General features: G+C 65.9%; 8 protein-coding genes. 1 reads left to right on the forward strand and 7 read right to left on the reverse strand.

Annotation, left to right across the window (positions count from 1 at the left end; translation table 11 throughout):
• Window positions 1-43: 43 nt before the first annotated feature.
• Entirely contained in the window at window positions 44-8,668 is an 8,625-nt protein-coding gene (locus HU750_RS14000) for a GH36-type glycosyl hydrolase domain-containing protein (protein WP_186680548.1), read from the reverse strand.
• A gap of 153 nt (window positions 8,669-8,821) precedes the next feature.
• Between HU750_RS14000 and HU750_RS14005 the strand changes: the two genes are divergently transcribed.
• A complete protein-coding gene (locus HU750_RS14005) occupies window positions 8,822-9,550 on the forward strand; it encodes a sensor histidine kinase (protein ID WP_339549045.1) in 729 nt (242 codons plus the stop codon).
• Window positions 9,551-9,691: 141 nt separating this feature from the next.
• Here the strand turns inward: HU750_RS14005 and HU750_RS14010 are convergent, their stop codons facing one another.
• The 6 genes from HU750_RS14010 to HU750_RS14035 all read right to left on the reverse strand — a co-directional run bounded on the left by HU750_RS14010 (window position 9,692) and on the right by HU750_RS14035 (window position 15,985).
• Window positions 9,692-10,951, reverse strand: a complete 1,260-nt coding sequence (locus tag HU750_RS14010; RefSeq protein WP_186680550.1) for an SAM-dependent methyltransferase — start codon at window positions 10,949-10,951, stop codon at window positions 9,692-9,694.
• Entirely contained in the window at window positions 10,926-11,735 is an 810-nt protein-coding gene (locus HU750_RS14015; protein WP_186680552.1) for a DUF1365 family protein, read from the reverse strand. The genes HU750_RS14010 and HU750_RS14015 overlap by 26 nt, the downstream gene beginning before the upstream one ends.
• On the reverse strand, window positions 11,732-12,979 hold the full coding sequence (locus HU750_RS14020; protein WP_099454548.1) for an NAD(P)/FAD-dependent oxidoreductase: 1,248 nt from the start codon (window positions 12,977-12,979) through the stop codon (window positions 11,732-11,734). The genes HU750_RS14015 and HU750_RS14020 overlap by 4 nt, the downstream gene beginning before the upstream one ends.
• Before the next feature lie 6 nt (window positions 12,980-12,985).
• On the reverse strand, window positions 12,986-13,738 hold the full coding sequence (locus HU750_RS14025; protein WP_186680554.1) for an SDR family NAD(P)-dependent oxidoreductase: 753 nt from the start codon (window positions 13,736-13,738) through the stop codon (window positions 12,986-12,988).
• Window positions 13,735-14,157, reverse strand: a complete 423-nt coding sequence (locus HU750_RS14030) for a nuclear transport factor 2 family protein (RefSeq protein ID WP_085273153.1) — start codon at window positions 14,155-14,157, stop codon at window positions 13,735-13,737. The genes HU750_RS14025 and HU750_RS14030 overlap by 4 nt, the downstream gene beginning before the upstream one ends.
• A gap of 115 nt (window positions 14,158-14,272) precedes the next feature.
• Window positions 14,273-15,985 carry an FAD-dependent oxidoreductase gene (locus tag HU750_RS14035; RefSeq protein ID WP_186680556.1) on the reverse strand — a complete coding sequence of 571 codons (1,713 nt, stop codon included), beginning with the start codon at window positions 15,983-15,985 and terminating at the stop codon, window positions 14,273-14,275.
• Window positions 15,986-16,095: the final 110 nt, after the last annotated feature.

Raw genomic sequence — 16,095 nt, forward strand, 5'->3', positions numbered from 1 at the left:
GCGTCTGTCAGCATAAGGTTAGCCCCTGCGAGCACGTGCTGCCTCAGTTGATGGGCAAGGGTGACGGCTGGTACTCGGCGATCACCTGATGCAGTACGCCATCATCCTTCAGCGGCAGCACCGCCTGGGTCAGCCGCTGGCCGTCGAGGGTCAAGGTCAGTTCGGCATTAGCGCCGTTGCGTACTTCAATGCGGTACGGGGTACTGCCGAATCGGTAGTGCAGGGTGTAGCCGGGCCAGTCCGCTGGCAGCAGCGGCTGAATCCGCAGGGTGTCCCCGCAGCGTTGCAGGCCCAGCAGGCTCTCTACGATCAGCCGGTACATCCAGCCAGCGGAGCCGGTGTACCAGCTCCAGCCCCCGCGGCCTGCGTGGGGGGGCACGGCGTAGACATCGGCGGCCATCACATAGGGCTCGACCTTGTAGGTGTCGATCAATCCGTTGCTGCCTTGGCGCACCGGGTTGATCAAGCGCAGCAGTTCCCAGGCCTTGGCAGCATCGCCCAGGCTGGCATAGGCCATGCTCGCCCAAATGGCCGCGTGGGTGTACTGCCCGCCATTTTCGCGTACGCCGGGCAGGTAGCCCTTGATGTAGCCGGGGTCGAGGTCGCCGTGGTCGAAGGGTGGCTCGAGCAGCTTGACGATGCCGATGTCGTGGCGCACCAGGTGTTTGTCCAGCGCGGCCATGGCGGCCCGCGCCCGTTCAGGTGGGGCAACCCCGGACAGCACTGCCCAGCTCTGCGCCAGCGAGTCGATGCGGCACTCCTGGTTGCTGGCCGAACCGAGCACCTGGCCGTCGTCGAACCAGGCGCGGCGGTACCAGCCACCGTCCCAGGCATGCTGCTCCAGGTGCTCGGCAAGGGTGGCGGCCTGGCGGCTGCACTGCAGGGCGAAGGCGCTGTCGCCGTGGCCCAGGGCGATGCTGGCGAACGCCCGCAACACCTCGTGGCCGAAGAACCCCAGCCACACGCTTTCGCCCAGGCCTTGTTCACCGACGCGGTTCATGCCGTCGTTCCAGTCCCCGCTGCCCATCAACGGCAGGCCGTGAACCCCGTATTGCAGAGCATGCCCGAGGGCACGCTGGCAATGCTGGTACAGGCTCTCGACCAGGTTCGCCTGGGTGGGCAGGTCGTAATAGGACTCTTCGCCGGCATTCAGCGCACGCCCCTGCAGGTACCCGACCGGCTCGTCCAGCACTGCGTGGTCGCCTGTCAGTGCCACATAGCGGCTGGTTGCCAGCGGCAGCCACAGCAAGTCGTCGGAGCAGCGGGTACGCACCCCGCGCTGCAGCGGTGGGTGCCACCAGTGCTGCACATCGCCTTCGGCATACTGGTGCGCGGCGCACGTCAGCAGGTGCTGGCGGGCCAGGGCTGGGGTGGCGTGGAGCATGGCCATGCTGTCTTGCAGCTGGTCGCGAAAGCCGATGGCGCCGCCGGACTGGTAAAAGCCGCTGCGCGCCCAGAAGCGGCAGGCAATCACCTGGTACAGCAGCCAACCGTTGGCCAGCACATCCAGGGACGGCTCGGGGGTTTCGATTTGCACGCTGCCCAAGGTGTCGCGCCAGTAGGCCTGGACCTTTGCCAGAGCGTCCAGGGCCGCGCGCAGCCCTCGGTATTGCTGCACGCAGTGGCTGGCGGCCTCGGCGTTTGGCCCGGCACCCAGGCGCAACACCACCTCGCGGCTTTCGCCCGCTTGCAGCAGGACGCTGACCTGCACGGCCGTGCACGGGTCCAGCCCGGCGCCGGTGCGCCCGGACAGCCGCGCCTGGCGCAGGCCTGCCGGGGCCTGGTAGTCGCCATTGCGCCCGAGGAACTCGCTGCGGTCACAGGTAATGCCATACAAGGGCAGGTCGCAATCGACAAAGCCCACATGCCGGGCAAATGCTTCGGCATAGCGGTTACGGGCAAACACGGCGCCGCTGGCCGGGTCGATTTCAGTCACTACGTGCATGGCCGACTTGCTGCGCAGGTCGCCCAGCACCCACTCGACAAAGCAGGTCACCGTCAACCGCCGCGCCTGCGTCGAGCGGTTATGCAGCTTGAGCCGACTGAACTTGATCGGCGCATCCAGTGCGACATACACCCACAGCTCACTGTCCAGGCCGTCGTCGGCGTATTCGAAAACGCTGTAGCCAAAGCCATGCCGGGTGCGATAACGGCCAGGGCCTGGGCAAGGCATTGGGGTGGGCGACCAACACTGCCCGCTGTCTTCGTCACGCAGGTAAAGGGCTTCGCCGCTGGGGTCGCAAACCGGGTCATTGTGCCAAGGCGTCAGGCGGTATTCGTGGGCGTTCTCGTACCAGGTATAGGCACTGCCGGCCTCTGACAACACGCTGCCAAATTGTGGGTTGGCCAGGACATTGACCCACGGCGCCGGGGGTGGCAGGCCATCAGCGTGGGCGATGAGGTACTCACGGCCATCGGCGCTGTAACCGCCGTAGCGGTTGCCCAACATCCGCGCCGGTGCGTCTGCCAGCGAGCGATTATCGAGTTTGCTCGGGGGGTAGGTCAGGGTCGCCTCGAAGGCGGCGGGGGTGGGCGGTGTGCGGCGGTGATGCAACTGCTCGGCCAGCGTGCCGTGGCTGTCGCTGAGCACCAGCCGCGCCACCGACAGGGTAAGGGTGCGGTCCTCTGCCGACAGTTGCTGCGCCGGGCGCACGAAGATCCCCCCGTGGCGATCGAGCAGCGCAGCCTCGCTGCCGGAGGTGACGATGCCCATGATCTGCTCCTGCAATTGCTGGCGATAACCGGCCTGGTCTTCGTTCCAGATCACCAGGTCCAATGCCAGGCCCTTCTGCCGCCAATAGGCATGGGCGAGCACCATTTGCTTGACCAGGTGCAGGTTGGCCGGGTCAGCAATCTGCACCAGCACGATCGGCAGGTCCCCCGACAGCCCCTGGCCCCACAGGCCCGACTGGCTGCGCCGGTTGCGGGCCAGCAGGGCGCCGCTGGCCCGCAGCGCCGCGTTGGGGTAGAGCACCGACGCGGCCATCTGCTCGAACAGCCGGGCATCGTTGAGCGACCCATTCAGCTGTCGCAACTGCACCTGGCTATGGGGCCAGGCCAGGTCGAACACCCGGTCGGCCAAGTGCCGGTCGCGGTACCTGGCAATCTGCTGCAGGCAGGCGTCGCGGCTGTCGGTCACGCCGGTGACCAGGTCGACCGTGGCCTTCTGGCCAGGCGCCAGGCTGATGCGGCAGCGAATTGCCACGATGGGGTCGAGCACTGCCCCGGCACTGTCGGACAAGGCCTCGGTGTGGCGGTCCAGTGCCGCCGGGGCCACCAGTGTGCGGCCACGGCCGATGAAACGCGCACGGTCGGTTTCGTAAGACACCGCATCGATGTCGGCACCATGCACGGCCAGCACATGGCACATCCACGGCACCGCGTCCTGCTGCGAGCGCGGCCGCCGGGTGCAGATGATGGCCTGCAGTGGGCGGACCAGTTCGGTCTGCACGAACAGCTTGCTGAATGCCGGGTGCAGGGCATCGCTGAGCGCCGGTGCCAGTACCACTTCGGCGTAGCTGGTCAGCTCCAGGGTGCGCGGCTGGTCACTGTGGTTGGTCAGGTGCAGGCGCCGCAGTTCGATGTCGTCTTCGGGGGACACGGCTATTTCGGTATGGCAGTCGAAGTCGTTTTCACGGATGCGGAACTCGGCGCGGCCATCGCTGAAAATAGCCTCCTGATTACTGCCGCGGTGCCGCGTGGGCTGGTAAGTGGTTGACCAGAATGCACCGCTGGCGACGTCCCGCAGGTAACAGAAACTGCCCAGGTCATCGCGGGTGGCGTCTTCGCGCCAACGGGTCACGGCCAAGCCATTGCGCTGGCTATAGCCACTGCCGACATGGTTGACCATGACGTGATAGCGGCCATTGGAAAGCAGTTGCACGGCGGGGTGGCGGCGATTCGGTTCGCTGAACACCCGTAGCCGGGTTTCGCCTGCGTGGCCTGCCGCGTCCACGGCCGGTGCCTGCAGGGTATGCAGGTAGGGCGCGGCGGTTTTCGGCACGCGTTCCTGTAACAGCAGCAGGCTGGCCTGGCATTGCGGGTCGGAGGTGAAGCGCCGTTGCATGGGTTTGCCCAGCAACAAGGAAGTCAGGGCCAGCAGGCTCATGCCCTGGTGGTGAGCCATGAACGAGCGGATCACCACGGCGCTCTGCCCCGGGGGGAGCCGTGCCTCGCTGTAGTCAATGGCTTCGTACAGCCCGAAGCGGCCAGCCAGCCCCAGTGTGCTAAGGCGCTGCAAGTTACGGCAGGCGGCGCCCGGCGCTACCAACAGGGCCAGCGCACTGGCGTAAGGGGCGACCACGCGTTCTTCGCCCAGGCCGCGTTTGAGGCCCAGGCCGGGTACGCCAAACGCCCGATATTGGTAGTTCAGGTGAGCGTCCAGGGCGTTGTAGGCCGACTCAGAAACGCCCCAGGGGATGCCCAGCAGGTTGCCGTGGTCGATCTGCCGTTCGACCGCGGCGCGGCAGGTCTGGTCGAGCAAGGTGCCTTCGTAGCTCGGCATCACCAGCAGCGGCATCAGGTATTCGAACATCGACCCCGACCACGACAACAGCACCGGCACGCCGGCATTGCTGGTGAGTAGCCGGCCCAAGGCGAACCAACTGGCCTGGGGGACTTGGCCCTGGGCGATGACCACGAAGTTGGTCAGGCGCATTTCCGAGGCCAGCAAGTCGTAGAACGCGGTGTCCAGGCGATGCTCATCGGCGTTGTAGCCGATGGCGAACAGGTCACGCTGGCTGTCATAAAGGAAGCTGAAGTCCATGCTGGCCATGGCGGCGATCCGCTGCGCCAGGCTGTGCGCTTGCTCGATGCGCTGGCAGGCCTGCGTGCGGACAGTGGCCACGGCCAGGCGTTCGTCGGCGGGCCAGTCGTCCGGCTCTAGCTGCGCAAGCTGGCGCCAGCTCAACGCTGCCTGCAGCGCCGGCGCATTGCCGGGTGGCAGTTGCAAGGCGTGAAGTTCGCCAGCCAGGTCCAGGCATTGCTGATGCAGGGCCTCCAGCCAGAACAGGCAATCGTCGGCCTCAGTAGTGGGCGGGGCGCATTGCTGGATCAACCCTTGTACTTGCTCGGCGAGCTGTTGCATCAACGAGGCAGGCAACGGGGCCGGTTGCTCATGGGCTTGGCGCAGCTGTTTGCCCAGCGCTTCCAGCGGTTCGCCAGCACGGCCTGCGGTGGCGAACGTTTCGTGCAGGATATCGAGCGTGTCCAGCAGGCCCTGGCTCAGGCGGCGGTCGAGCACGGGGGTATCGGCCATCGCCAGCAGCCCGGGCTTGAGCGTCAGTAGCAGGGCCGCCAGGTTGCCGCTGTCCACCGCAGAAATATACAGCGGGTGCAAGGGTGCGCGGGTCTGGGTGTCGTACCAGTTGTAGAAGTGCCCCTTGTAGCGCTCCAGGTGGTCCAGGCTGTCGAGCATCTGGATCAGGCGCTGGAACAGGCGGCCGGCCGTCAGGTAGCCAAAATCATGGGCCGCCAGGTGCGAGAGCAGGGCCATGCCGATGTTGGTCGGCGACGTGCGGTGAGCGATGCTGGGGAAGGGTGGCTCCTGCAGGTTGTCGGGGGGCAGCCAGTTGTCGGCGGGCCCTACATGGCGGTCGAAAAAGGCCCAATTACGCCTGGCCAGCCGGTGCAGAAAACGCACGTCCTGGGGTTGCGGTACGAACACGCTGCGCCCCCGAGTGCGGCTCAGCCACCAAGCCAGGGCCGGGCCGAGCAGCCATAGGGCGAGAATGGGCGAGGCCAGCACCAAGACACTGGGTTGCATCGCCAATGCGCCCGTCAGTCCAAGCACCAGGGCGGGCTGTACCCATTGCTCGCGATACACCGCCTGCAGGGTATCGGCACTGTTGCGTTCATCCTCCCGCGAAGGGTTCCACTGCAGCAGCCGGCGTTTGCTTACGGTCAGCCGCCACAGCGTGCGTGCGATGGCATCCAGGCTGTAGCGGGTCTCGAACGGCAACCAGGCCAGCGACAACCCGGCCCGCACGAAGTAGATGCCCGAGGTGTGCAGGGCGGCAAGCAGGTGCTCGGCCAGCGGCACATCGGTGGTCTTGCGCACCAGTTCGAGCAGCGTGTCCAGCAGTGGGCGGGTCAGCAGCAGGCCCAGCAGCGCGACGGTCCACAGCAGCGGCGTGGCGCTGGCCAGCCAGCCCCACAGCAATGCCGTCAGCAGCGCGGCCGGCTCCAGGCTGCGGCGCAGGTTGTCGAAGATCTTCCACCGCGACAGCGCGCTCAGCGGGCGCTGCGCCTGGCCTTCGACGCCGGTGCGCAGCCACGGCACCAGCCACGGCAGCAGTTGCCAGTCACCGCGTATCCAGCGGTGGCGGCGCTTTACATCGGCGCTGTAACGCGCCGGATAAGCCTCGAACAACTGCACGTCACTGAGCAGGCCGGCATGGGCGTAGCAGCCTTCGATCAGGTCGTGGCTGAGTACACGGTTGTCGGCAAAGCGCCCGTCCAGGGCCCGCTCGAAGGCATCCACGGCGTAGATGCCCTTGCCAATGAAGGAGCCACTGAGGAACAGGTCCTGGTACACGTCCGACACCGCCAGGGTGTAAGGGTCGACCCCGGCATCGCTGCCGAACAGGCGGGCGTAGGTGGAGCGCGACACGCTGGGCAGGCTGATGCCGACCCGAGGTTGCAGGATCGCGTAGCCTGACTGGATTCGGCCGCTGTCGGCATCGAAGCAGGCGCGGTTCAAGGGGTGCTGCATGGCACCGACAAACTTCTGTGCCACATCGCGTGGCAACTGGGTGTCGGTGTCCAGGGTGATGACGTAGCGCACCTGATCGAGCGTGCGTAGGTTGCCGACGATGCGTATGAAGCGCTCGGCCCCGTGTCCACGCAGCAGGGCATTGAGCGCTGCGAGCTTGCCGCGCTTGCGCTCGTGGCCCATCCAGCATCGCTCGGTGGGGTTCCACAGCCGCGGCCGGTGCAACAGGAAGAAGCGCTCACCGTATTTTGTGTTCAGTGCACCAATACCGTCACTGGCGAGGTCGAGCAGGGCCGTGTCTTCGGCGCAGGCTTGTGTGGGGGCGTCCATGAAATCGCTCAACAGCGCGAAATGCAGGTGCTCATCACGGTTGGCCAGGTAGCGCACCTCGAGGCCTTCGACCAGCTCTTCGACGTCGGCCGCGTTGCCCAGCAGGCTCGGCACCACGACCAGGGTGCGGGCCTCGGCGGGAATCCCCGCGGCGTAGTCCAGCCGTGGCAGAAACGCAGGCTTCACGGTCAGGGTCACCAGCCAGTTGACCAGGCCGATGGCAAGCCGGCTGGTGGTCAGCAGCACGGGAAGGGCCATGGCCGCCACTGCCCAGGCAGGCCAGCCCTCGGCTGCCATGCCCGCGACGAAGCCCCAGGCCAGCAGGCACGAGAGCAGTGCCGACGGCACCAGGTAGAACGCCAGCGGTGCCCGGTGCAACAGGCGCTGCCAGCGCTCGGCAAGCGCCACCCGCGCCCCCAGGTGCTGTTCCAGCAACGCCAGGCCAGCGCCTGCCAGGTAATAGCCGACATGGGCTGCCTGTGGGTGCGACGTCGCGCTCGCGGCACGCGCCAGTTCGATGGCGGTGCGGGCCACCTGTTCTTCACTGAAGGCGCTGTGCCGCGCCAGCCGTTCGACGATGTGCCGATAGTGATCACGGCTGGCGAAGTCCATGGCTGCGTACACGGCGGCGGGGTCTTGGCCGAGTACTTGCTCGACATGGCTCAGGTGTTCGACGAACAGCCGCCAGTCCACGGTCGACAGCAGCCGCAGGCTGCCGATGCTGTTGCTGATAGAGACCTGGTCGATGGCCTGCTGTTGCGCATCGAGCTGCACCTGGCGCTCAATGCTCATTGCCGACTCGCCCAGCAGTTGCTCGATCCAAGCCAGTGGCTGGGTCAACGCGCTGCTGTGGCCCTGCAGCCGCCTGGCCAGCTCGGCGACGAAGGCGGCGGTCATCGGTGGCTCCGAGCGGGCCATGTCGGCCACCACCAGCACCACGCTTTTGGCATCGCGTTCGGCGGTTTCGCTGAGGGTGTCGGCCCAGCCATTGGCCAGGTCGCGGTCCGCCCCGTTGGCCATGACCCGGGCGGCCACGCGGCGCAGGTTCTCGATCAGCGCCAGCCTCAGCATGATCGGGATCGCCCAGAGCTCGCCCAGGGTCAGCGTGGCGGTTTGCTGATAGGCCTCGACGAAGTGGCTCAGGCTCTCGACGTCCACCCGGCCGTCGCCGTGGCAGATGGTTTCCAGTGCAATGTCATAGACCCGCGGCAAGCCGTTCGAGGGGCCATTGTCCAGCCGGGGCAGTTGCAGGCTGTAATCGCTGGGCAGGTGGCGTTTGGCGATGCGGATATGGCTTTCGACCAAGTAGAAGTTGTCGAGCAGCCACTGCGCGGCTGGCAGCGTTGGGCGTGAATCGGGCAGGGCGGCGGCGAGGGCAGTACAGCTTGCGTAGAGCATGCGTTCGTTATCGGCCAGGCGGTCGAGCAGCGAATCGTCGGCAGGCAATTGGCTCAAGCGGTGCTGGCTGGCGAGCCAGGTGCCGTGCTCGGCCAGTTGCTTGGCGCTGTACAGCTCCGAGCGCAGCAGGCTTTCGTAGGTGAACGCGTGCCGTGGCGCGCGCCAGCGCCGGGCGCGGTTGGCCAGGCGTTGCACGTAGCTGAGTGCGCTAAGCCAAGGGTTGTCCATAGGTGTCGGGTGCCGTGAGCTGGCCGGTCTAGTAAGTAGTGTGTGCGGCGCGGGCATCGCGGGTCTGTTCGGTAGCGAACAGACCCGCTCTGGTTGAGGGCACATGCTGGTCCTGCGTCCCGATGAACTGTTCCGCCATAGGAGTTTGCCCCCGTGCTTTCCCTCGCCTTTATGCCACCGGTACCGGCGCCCCTGTACAAGCCGACCGTGTCGCCCCAGCAGATGCTGGGCATGGTCTGCCATGACCTGCGGACGCCGCTGCAGGCAGTGAGCATGGCTGCAGAGTTGTTGTCGCGTCGTCAGCATTGCGACGATACGCTCAGGCTGCTGGGCACCATCAGCGATTCTGTGGCGCGGGCTCAGCGCTTGGTGGCGGACCTACTGGACTACACGTTGTTGCAGGAAGGGCGAGGCATCGCCCTGCATCCTGTGTTGTGCGACCTGTCAGAGGCCGTTGCGCGGTGCGTGGAAGAACTGCGCTTGACCTGCCCCGATTACCCCTTGATTCACCTGCACCTAGGCGAGCGCAGCGCCCTGTTCGACAAAGACCGCCTTCATCAAGCCGTCGGCAACCTGGTCGCCAATGCCGTCGCTTATGGCGAGCGCGGTGCGCCCATTCAGGTGACATCTCGCAGCTACGGGCGTGCAGCCACGGTCAGCGTACACAATTGGGGCGTACCCATTCCTTCCGAGCTGCTTGGGCGCCTGTTCGAGCCGCTGGTACGCGGCCAGCAACGGGCTGCAAAGGCCGGCAGCATCGGGCTGGGGCTGTTTATTGTCAGGCAGATAGCCCAGGCGCATGCAGGTGAAGTTTCGGTCACATCGACAGAGCAGGCGGGTACTACCTTCTGCATCACCCTGGCGATGCCGGTACCGCAGTGATCACATGACCCGCCCTTTGTAGGAGCAGCCTTGTGCTGCGAAGAGGCCGGCGACAGCACCGTTGATCTTCGCAATGTTCACTAGCCTCTTCGCAGCGCAAGGCTGCTCCTACCGGGAAGTGTGCAGCCTTTGCCTGCCTGGTCAGGCGCCTGGCAGGGGCGCGCGGCGGGCCTGGGGGGCGGCCCATAGCAGCTGTGCCACGCCAATGGCGCGCTCTTCGAAACCGCCCTGGCAATAACACAGGTAGAACTCCCACAGGCGCTGGAAGGTTTCGTCGTAGCCCAACTCCATCAACGCGTTGCGCGCATGGCGCAGGTTGTCGCGCCAATGGCGCAGGGTGCGTGCATAGTCGGTGCCGAAGTCCTCCAGGTGTACCAGGTTCAGCGCCGTTTGGCGGCTGGCGACGTCGAGCAACACGCTAAGCGAGGGCAGGGCGCCGCCGGGGAAGATGTAGCGCTGGATGAAGTCCACCGAACGCCGGGCCTTTTCGTAGCGCTGGTCACGAATGGTGATGGCCTGCAACAGCATCAGGCCGTCGTCCTTGAGCAGCGTGGCGCATTGGCGAAAGTACAGGGGCAGGTAACGATGGCCGACGGCTTCGATCATTTCGATCGACACCAGTTTGTCGAAGCGCCCTTGCAAGTCGCGGTAGTCTTCCCGCAGCACCGTGATGCGTTGCTCCAGGCCTGCCGCCTGCACACGTTGCAGCGTGTGCGCGTACTGCGCCTCGGAAAGCGTCGTGGTGGTCACCCGGCAGCCGAAGCGGGTAGCGGCATGGATGGCCAGGCTGCCCCAGCCGCTGCCAATTTCCAGCAGGTGCTCGTGGGGCTTGAGCTCAAGCTTCTGGCAGATGCGCTCCAGCTTGTTCAATTGGGCCTGCTCCAAGGTCTGCTCGGGGCTGTCGAACTGTGCCGCAGAATACATCAGGGTAGGGTCGAGCAGCCGCTCGAACAGCGCATTGCCCAGGTCGTAGTGGGCCAGGATGTTGCGCCGCGCACCGCGCCGGCTGTTGCGGTTAAGGCGATGCAGCAGGCGCAGGGCCGGGCGGCCGAAGCGCGCCAAGCCGCCTTCGAGGGCGTCCAGCACGTCCAGGTTGGCCACGAACAGGCGGGTTACCGCCGCCAGGTCGGGGGTGCGCCAGTAGCCATGGATATAAGCCTCCCCAGCACCGATCGAACCGTTGCCGGCGATCAGGCTCCAGGCGGCGTCATCGACGATCTCGACTTCGGCATACAGCGCACTGCCGGCGTCACCGAAGTTCCAGTGCTGGTCATTGCAGATCAAACGCAGGCAGCCGTGGCTCAAGCGCCGCAATTGCGCCAGCACGGCCATCCGGGCCAGGCTGCCAAGCACCGGCGTCAGGCCGGCCGACTTGCTAACGCTCAGTGTGGGGTCGGACATGATCAGGTTCCTTAGAGGCGTGGCCAAGGCTCAGGTCGCCCTGGCTGGCGGTGTGGTTATAGACGGGGGTGCGCTTGAGCAGTAGGCGCAGGGCCTGCCAGTAGATGGCAGACACTGTGCGCAGGCTCATCCACGGGAAGCTCAGGATGTAGCGGTGCAAGGCGGGCCGGTCCAGCGGTTCGCGGCGCAGGGCCAGGTGGGCCTCGAATACCTTGTGCCCCTCGCGCCAGTTCGCCATGTGCACGTGCACGCGCTGGCCGTCGAGCACGAAGCGCAGGCGGTAGTCCATGTCCAGCGGCATGAACGGCGATACATGAAACGCCTTGGCCAGGCTAAATGCGTCGGGTTGGCCGTCTTGCACCGGCAGCACGTAGTGGTGGCGTTGCCGCCAGGGGGTATTGCGGACCTCCAGCAGTATCGCCACCAGGTGGCCGTCGCGGTCATGGCAGAAGTAGACGCTCACCGGGTTGAACGACAGCCCCCAGCAGCGCAGTTGCGTGAGCAGGTGCACCGCGCCTTGGGGTGCGTGCCCGGTTGCTTGGCCGACCAGCTGGCGGGCGGCATGGGCCAACGGTATGCCGCGCGCGGTCAGTGCGGGCAGGTAGTCGGTTTCCCGCCAGCACAAGGGCGCCAGCCGCGAGCGCGCGAGCCAGCGCGACAGGCCGCGCCAGTGTGTTTGCTCGTCCAGGTCCAGGTAGAACATGCCGACCCGGTAGCGGAATGCATGGTGCCGCGGGGTCAGCCGCCGATGGCTGACCCAGCCATGACACAGGCTGCTGTTCACAAGCGCTCTCCGAAGTATTCTGCCACTTTCAACGCGCTGAGCACGCCGTCTTCATGGAAGCCGTTGCCCCAGTAGGCACCGCAGTAGTAGCTGTGCTGGCGGCCCTGCAATTCGCCTTGGCGGGCCTGCGCAGCCAAGGCCGCAAGGCTGTACTGCGGGTGGCTGTAGCTGAAGCGGGCGAGCACCTGGGCTGGGTCGATTTGCGCCGTCTGGTTGAGGCTCACGCAGAAGGTGACCGGGGCGTCGATGCCCTGCAGGATGTTCATGTTGTAGGTGAGTGCCGCAGGTGCCTGCTCGGCGCCGCCCAGCCGATAGTTCCAGCTGGCCCAGGCTTTGCGCCGACGCGGTAGCAGGCGAGTGTCGGTGTGCAGCACCACATCGTTGCTGGCGTAGGTGAGGGTACCCAGCACCGCGCGCTCGTCTGCACTGGGCGTTGCCAGCAGGGCCAGGGCCTGGTCGCTGTGGCAGGCGAACACCACCTTGTCGAAGCGCTCGGTACCGGCAGCGCTGATCACAGTCACGCCGTCGGGGTCACGGGTCACCCGGGCCACGGGGCAGTTGCGCCGGATACGCTCGGCAAAAGGCTGGCACAACGGTGCCACGTAGCTGCGCGAGCCACCTTCGATCACCCGCCATTGCGGGCGCTGGTTGACCGACAGCAAACCGTGGTTGCGGCAAAAGCGCACGAAAAACTGCAACGGAAAGCCCAGCATGTCGGCGCGTGACATCGACCAGATCGCCGAGCCCATGGGCACGATGTAGTGGTTGATGAAGCGCCGCCCATAGCCGTGTGTGCGCAGGTAGCTGCCCAGCGTGGTGTCCTCTTCGATGCGCCGGTTGTCCAGGTCGGCCAGGGCTTGGCGATTGAAGCGCAGGATGTCGCGCAGCATGCCCCAGAACCCAGGTGACAACAGGTTGCGCCGTTGGGCGAACAAGGTGTCTAGGTCATGGCCGTTGTACTCCAGGCCACTGGCGGGGTCATGCACCGCAAAGCTCATCTGGGTCGGCCGCGAAGCCACCCCCAGGTGTTCGAGCAGGCGAATGAAATGCGGGTAAGTCCAGTCGTTGAAGACGATGAACCCGGTGTCCAGCGCATACTGCTGGCCGCCCCAGTTCACGTCGACGGTGTGGGTGTGGCCACCCACCCAGTCAGCCGCCTCGAACACCGTCAGCGCATGCTGGCGTGAGAGCAAGTGGGCACAGGTGAGGCCAGCGATACCGCTGCCGATGATTGCGATGCGCATGGCGTGCTATTCCCGTGGGTTTCGTGCCAGGCGTTGGCCTAGCTGCAGACGCCAGCGCACCGGCAATGCGCCGAGCAGGCGCAACACCCAGGTGAAAGCGCCGGGGAAGTTGATTTCCAGCGGGCGTTTGGCCAAGCGCGCGACGATGTGCCCGGCGGCGCGCTCGGCGCTCCAGCGCTGTGGCATGGGGAAGTCGTTGCGCTGGGTCAAGGGCGTGTCGACGAAGCCAGGGCTGACGAGGGTGACATCAATGCCCTCGCGGACCAGGTCGATGCGCAGCGACTCCACCAGGTAACGCAGGGCCGCCTTGGACGCGCCATAGGCGCCGGCACGGGGTAGGGCCAGCCAGCTCACCGAGCTGCCCACCACCACCAGGTGCGGGCGCTGGCCACGGCGCAGCAAGGGCAGGGCAGCGGCAAGGCAGTGGCTGGTGCCGATCAGGTTGGTGCGCATCACCCGTTCGACCAGCGCCGGGTCGAATTGCCCTGGTTCCAGGTATTCGCAGGTGCCCGCGTTGAGGATCACCAGGTCGAGTGCACCCCAGGCATGCTCGATCTGCTCGGCGACCTTGGCGACCTGGCCCGGTTCGTCGTTATCGCCGATGGCCAGCATGGCCTGCTGCGCAAACCGCGACGCTAAAGGTGCCAGGCGCTCGGCCTGACGGCCACCCAAGGCCACCTGGTGCCCCTGCTCCAGCAAGCGCAGGGCCAGCGCCGCGCCGATGCCACTGCTGGCACCGGTCACCCAGCAGCGGCTCATGCCAGCCTCCCTTTGAGCCAGCGGACCGCGCTGCCCATGATCGGGACGTGCTCGTAAAGCAGCGCACCGGCGTCAAAGTAATCCTGATGAAAGTGAACCCGCTCGTGCCAACGCAGGTGGCTGCAGCCTTGCAGGCTGATCAGCGCGCCATTGCCCAAGCGAGGGTGGCGAAAATGCAAGGTCCAGCGCAGGTACCCGTGGCCCGGCTGCACTTCGTCGTAACCCTCGAAGGTGTAGCGAACCTCCTGCACGTTCGCGTACAGCTGCGCGAAGTACCCCCTCAGCGCAGGCAAGCCGTTGAGCTGGTGCAGGGGGTCGCGGAAGGTCACGTCCTCGCTGTACAGGTCACCGAGCATGTCGAGGGTGTGCGCATCGAGGCTGGCAAAGCGTTCGGCGAAGGTTTGCAGGTAGCTGTGCATGCACTTTCCTGTACAAAAAAGTTTTCTTGTACAGGTATAGTTTAGCTTTCGCCGCAAAGCTATACAGGATGATTTTTTTGTACAGTTTTTACCCGGTGACCGCCAAACGGTGGCCTTATTCCGGTGCCTGCGCCCCGGCAATATGCCGCCCGGCCACGTAACCGAACGTCAGCGCCGGGCCCAGGTTGATGCCGCCTGAGGGGTACCAGCCGCCAAACACACTGGCCATGTCTGTACCGGCGGCATAAAGCCCGCCAATCGGCTGGCCTTGCTCATCCAGTACCCGCGCATGGCCATCGGTGCGCAAGCCGGCGAAGGTGCCAAAGCAACCGGGTTGAACCTTCACAGCATAGAACGGCCCTTGTTCGATCGGCGCCACGCATGGGTTCGGCCCGCTGTACGCCGGGTCACCCTGCTTGCGGTTGAACGGCGTGGAGCCGCGGCCGAAAGCCGGGTCTTGGCCATGGCGCGCGTGGCTGTTGTACTCCGCGACGGTGGCACTCAAGCCGACAGGGTCGATGCCGCAGGCGCGGGCCAACTGTTCGATGCTGGCACCGCGCTTGAGGTAGCCACTGCGCAGGTGCGGCCATACCGGCAACGGCGCAGGTCGGGCGTGACCGAGGCCGTAACGCCGCAGGAAGCGGTGGTCGCAGATCAGCCACGAGCAGGCTTCCTCGCCCGGCGGCACGGCCTCGAGCATGGCTGACACATAGTCGTAGTAGCCGTGCGCTTCGTTGACGAAGCGCCTACCGCTGGCCAACACGCCAATAACGCCGGGCTTGCCGCGTTCGATGATGTGCGGGAAGTGGCCGACGCTGCCGTCGCGGTGCGGCACTTTGGAGACCGGTGCCCAGGCCACTGCAGATTTCAGGTCGGTAGCCACCACACCGCCTGCCGACTCGCCAAGGCGCAGGCCATCGCCCGAGCAGGACTGCGGGGGCAGGGCGAGGTTGTCATGGCCACTGGCATCACGCGCAAACAGCTGCCGGCGCCGCGCACTGTCGTTGGGGAAGCCCCCGGCGGCAAGCACCACGGCTTTCGCGCGGACGGTAAGGTCACCCTGCGGTGTACCTATCACGGCGCCGCGCACCTGGCCGTGCTCAATCAGCAGGCGCTTGGCCGGGGCGGACTCCAGCAGCCGTACACCAAGGTCTTCGGCCGACTTGGCCAGGCGTGCGACCAGGGCCACGCCGTTCACCAGATGCATGGCCCGGCCATGGCGGGCGAGGTGGTACAGGTGGCGGCCAAAGCGCTTGCACACATGCAAAAAGGCACGTGGCGAGCGGGTCATGTTGAGGAAGGCGGCCAGGTCAGGGCCGGCCATGATCGGCATGCCCATGAACGAGGTCTCGCGCAGGGTCTTGCGCAGGCGGGGCAACAGCGCGCCGACCTCGCGGGCATCATAGGGCGCGGCGATCACTTGGTGCCCACCGGTGGCGGCGCCGGGTGTGTCGCCATGCATGTCGGGGATGGCGTTGCCGTCGACAAACTGCAGCGCAGTGTGTTTCTCGAAAAAGGCGACCATGTGTGGGCAGGCCTCGAGGAAGGCATCAACCCGTTCAGCATCGTAATGCGTGCCCAATTCGTTACGCAGGTAGGTGCGGGGCTGTTCGATGTCTTCAACGATGCCGGCGCGGCGGGCCAGCGGGTTGCGTGGAACCCAGGCCCAGCCGCCGGACCAGGCTGTGGCACCGCCGAACACCGGCGCCTTCTCTACCAGCATCACGCGCTGCCCATGCCAGGCTGCCGTTACCGCTGCGGCCAGGCCGGCTGCGCCTGAGCCAATGACCAGAACGTCGTATTCGGCTTGCAAGGTGTCGGTAGGCATCGCAGGGTCTCCAGTATTATTATTGGAACGTGATTCCATATTCTTCATGTGAGACGGTGCCAGATGCAAGTGAGGACGTGCATAACTGGTCGATAACCGGACACTTCAAC

Source organism: Pseudomonas sp. SWRI50 (assembly GCF_014269095.1).
In the GTDB taxonomy this organism is placed as follows: Bacteria; Pseudomonadota; Gammaproteobacteria; order Pseudomonadales; family Pseudomonadaceae; genus Aquipseudomonas; species Aquipseudomonas kermanshahensis.

Coding starts and splice junctions, on each gene's coding strand:
- HU750_RS14000 (WP_186680548.1), bottom strand. CDS start 8,668: ATGGACAACCCTTGGCTTAGCGCACTCAGCTACGTGCAACGCCTGGCC.
- HU750_RS14010 (WP_186680550.1), bottom strand. CDS start 10,951: ATGTCCGACCCCACACTGAGCGTTAGCAAGTCGGCCGGCCTGACGCCG.
- HU750_RS14020 (WP_099454548.1), bottom strand. CDS start 12,979: ATGCGCATCGCAATCATCGGCAGCGGTATCGCTGGCCTCACCTGTGCC.
- HU750_RS14025 (WP_186680554.1), bottom strand. CDS start 13,738: ATGAGCCGCTGCTGGGTGACCGGTGCCAGCAGTGGCATCGGCGCGGCG.
- HU750_RS14030 (WP_085273153.1), bottom strand. CDS start 14,157: ATGCACAGCTACCTGCAAACCTTCGCCGAACGCTTTGCCAGCCTCGAT.
- HU750_RS14035 (WP_186680556.1), bottom strand. CDS start 15,985: ATGCCTACCGACACCTTGCAAGCCGAATACGACGTTCTGGTCATTGGC.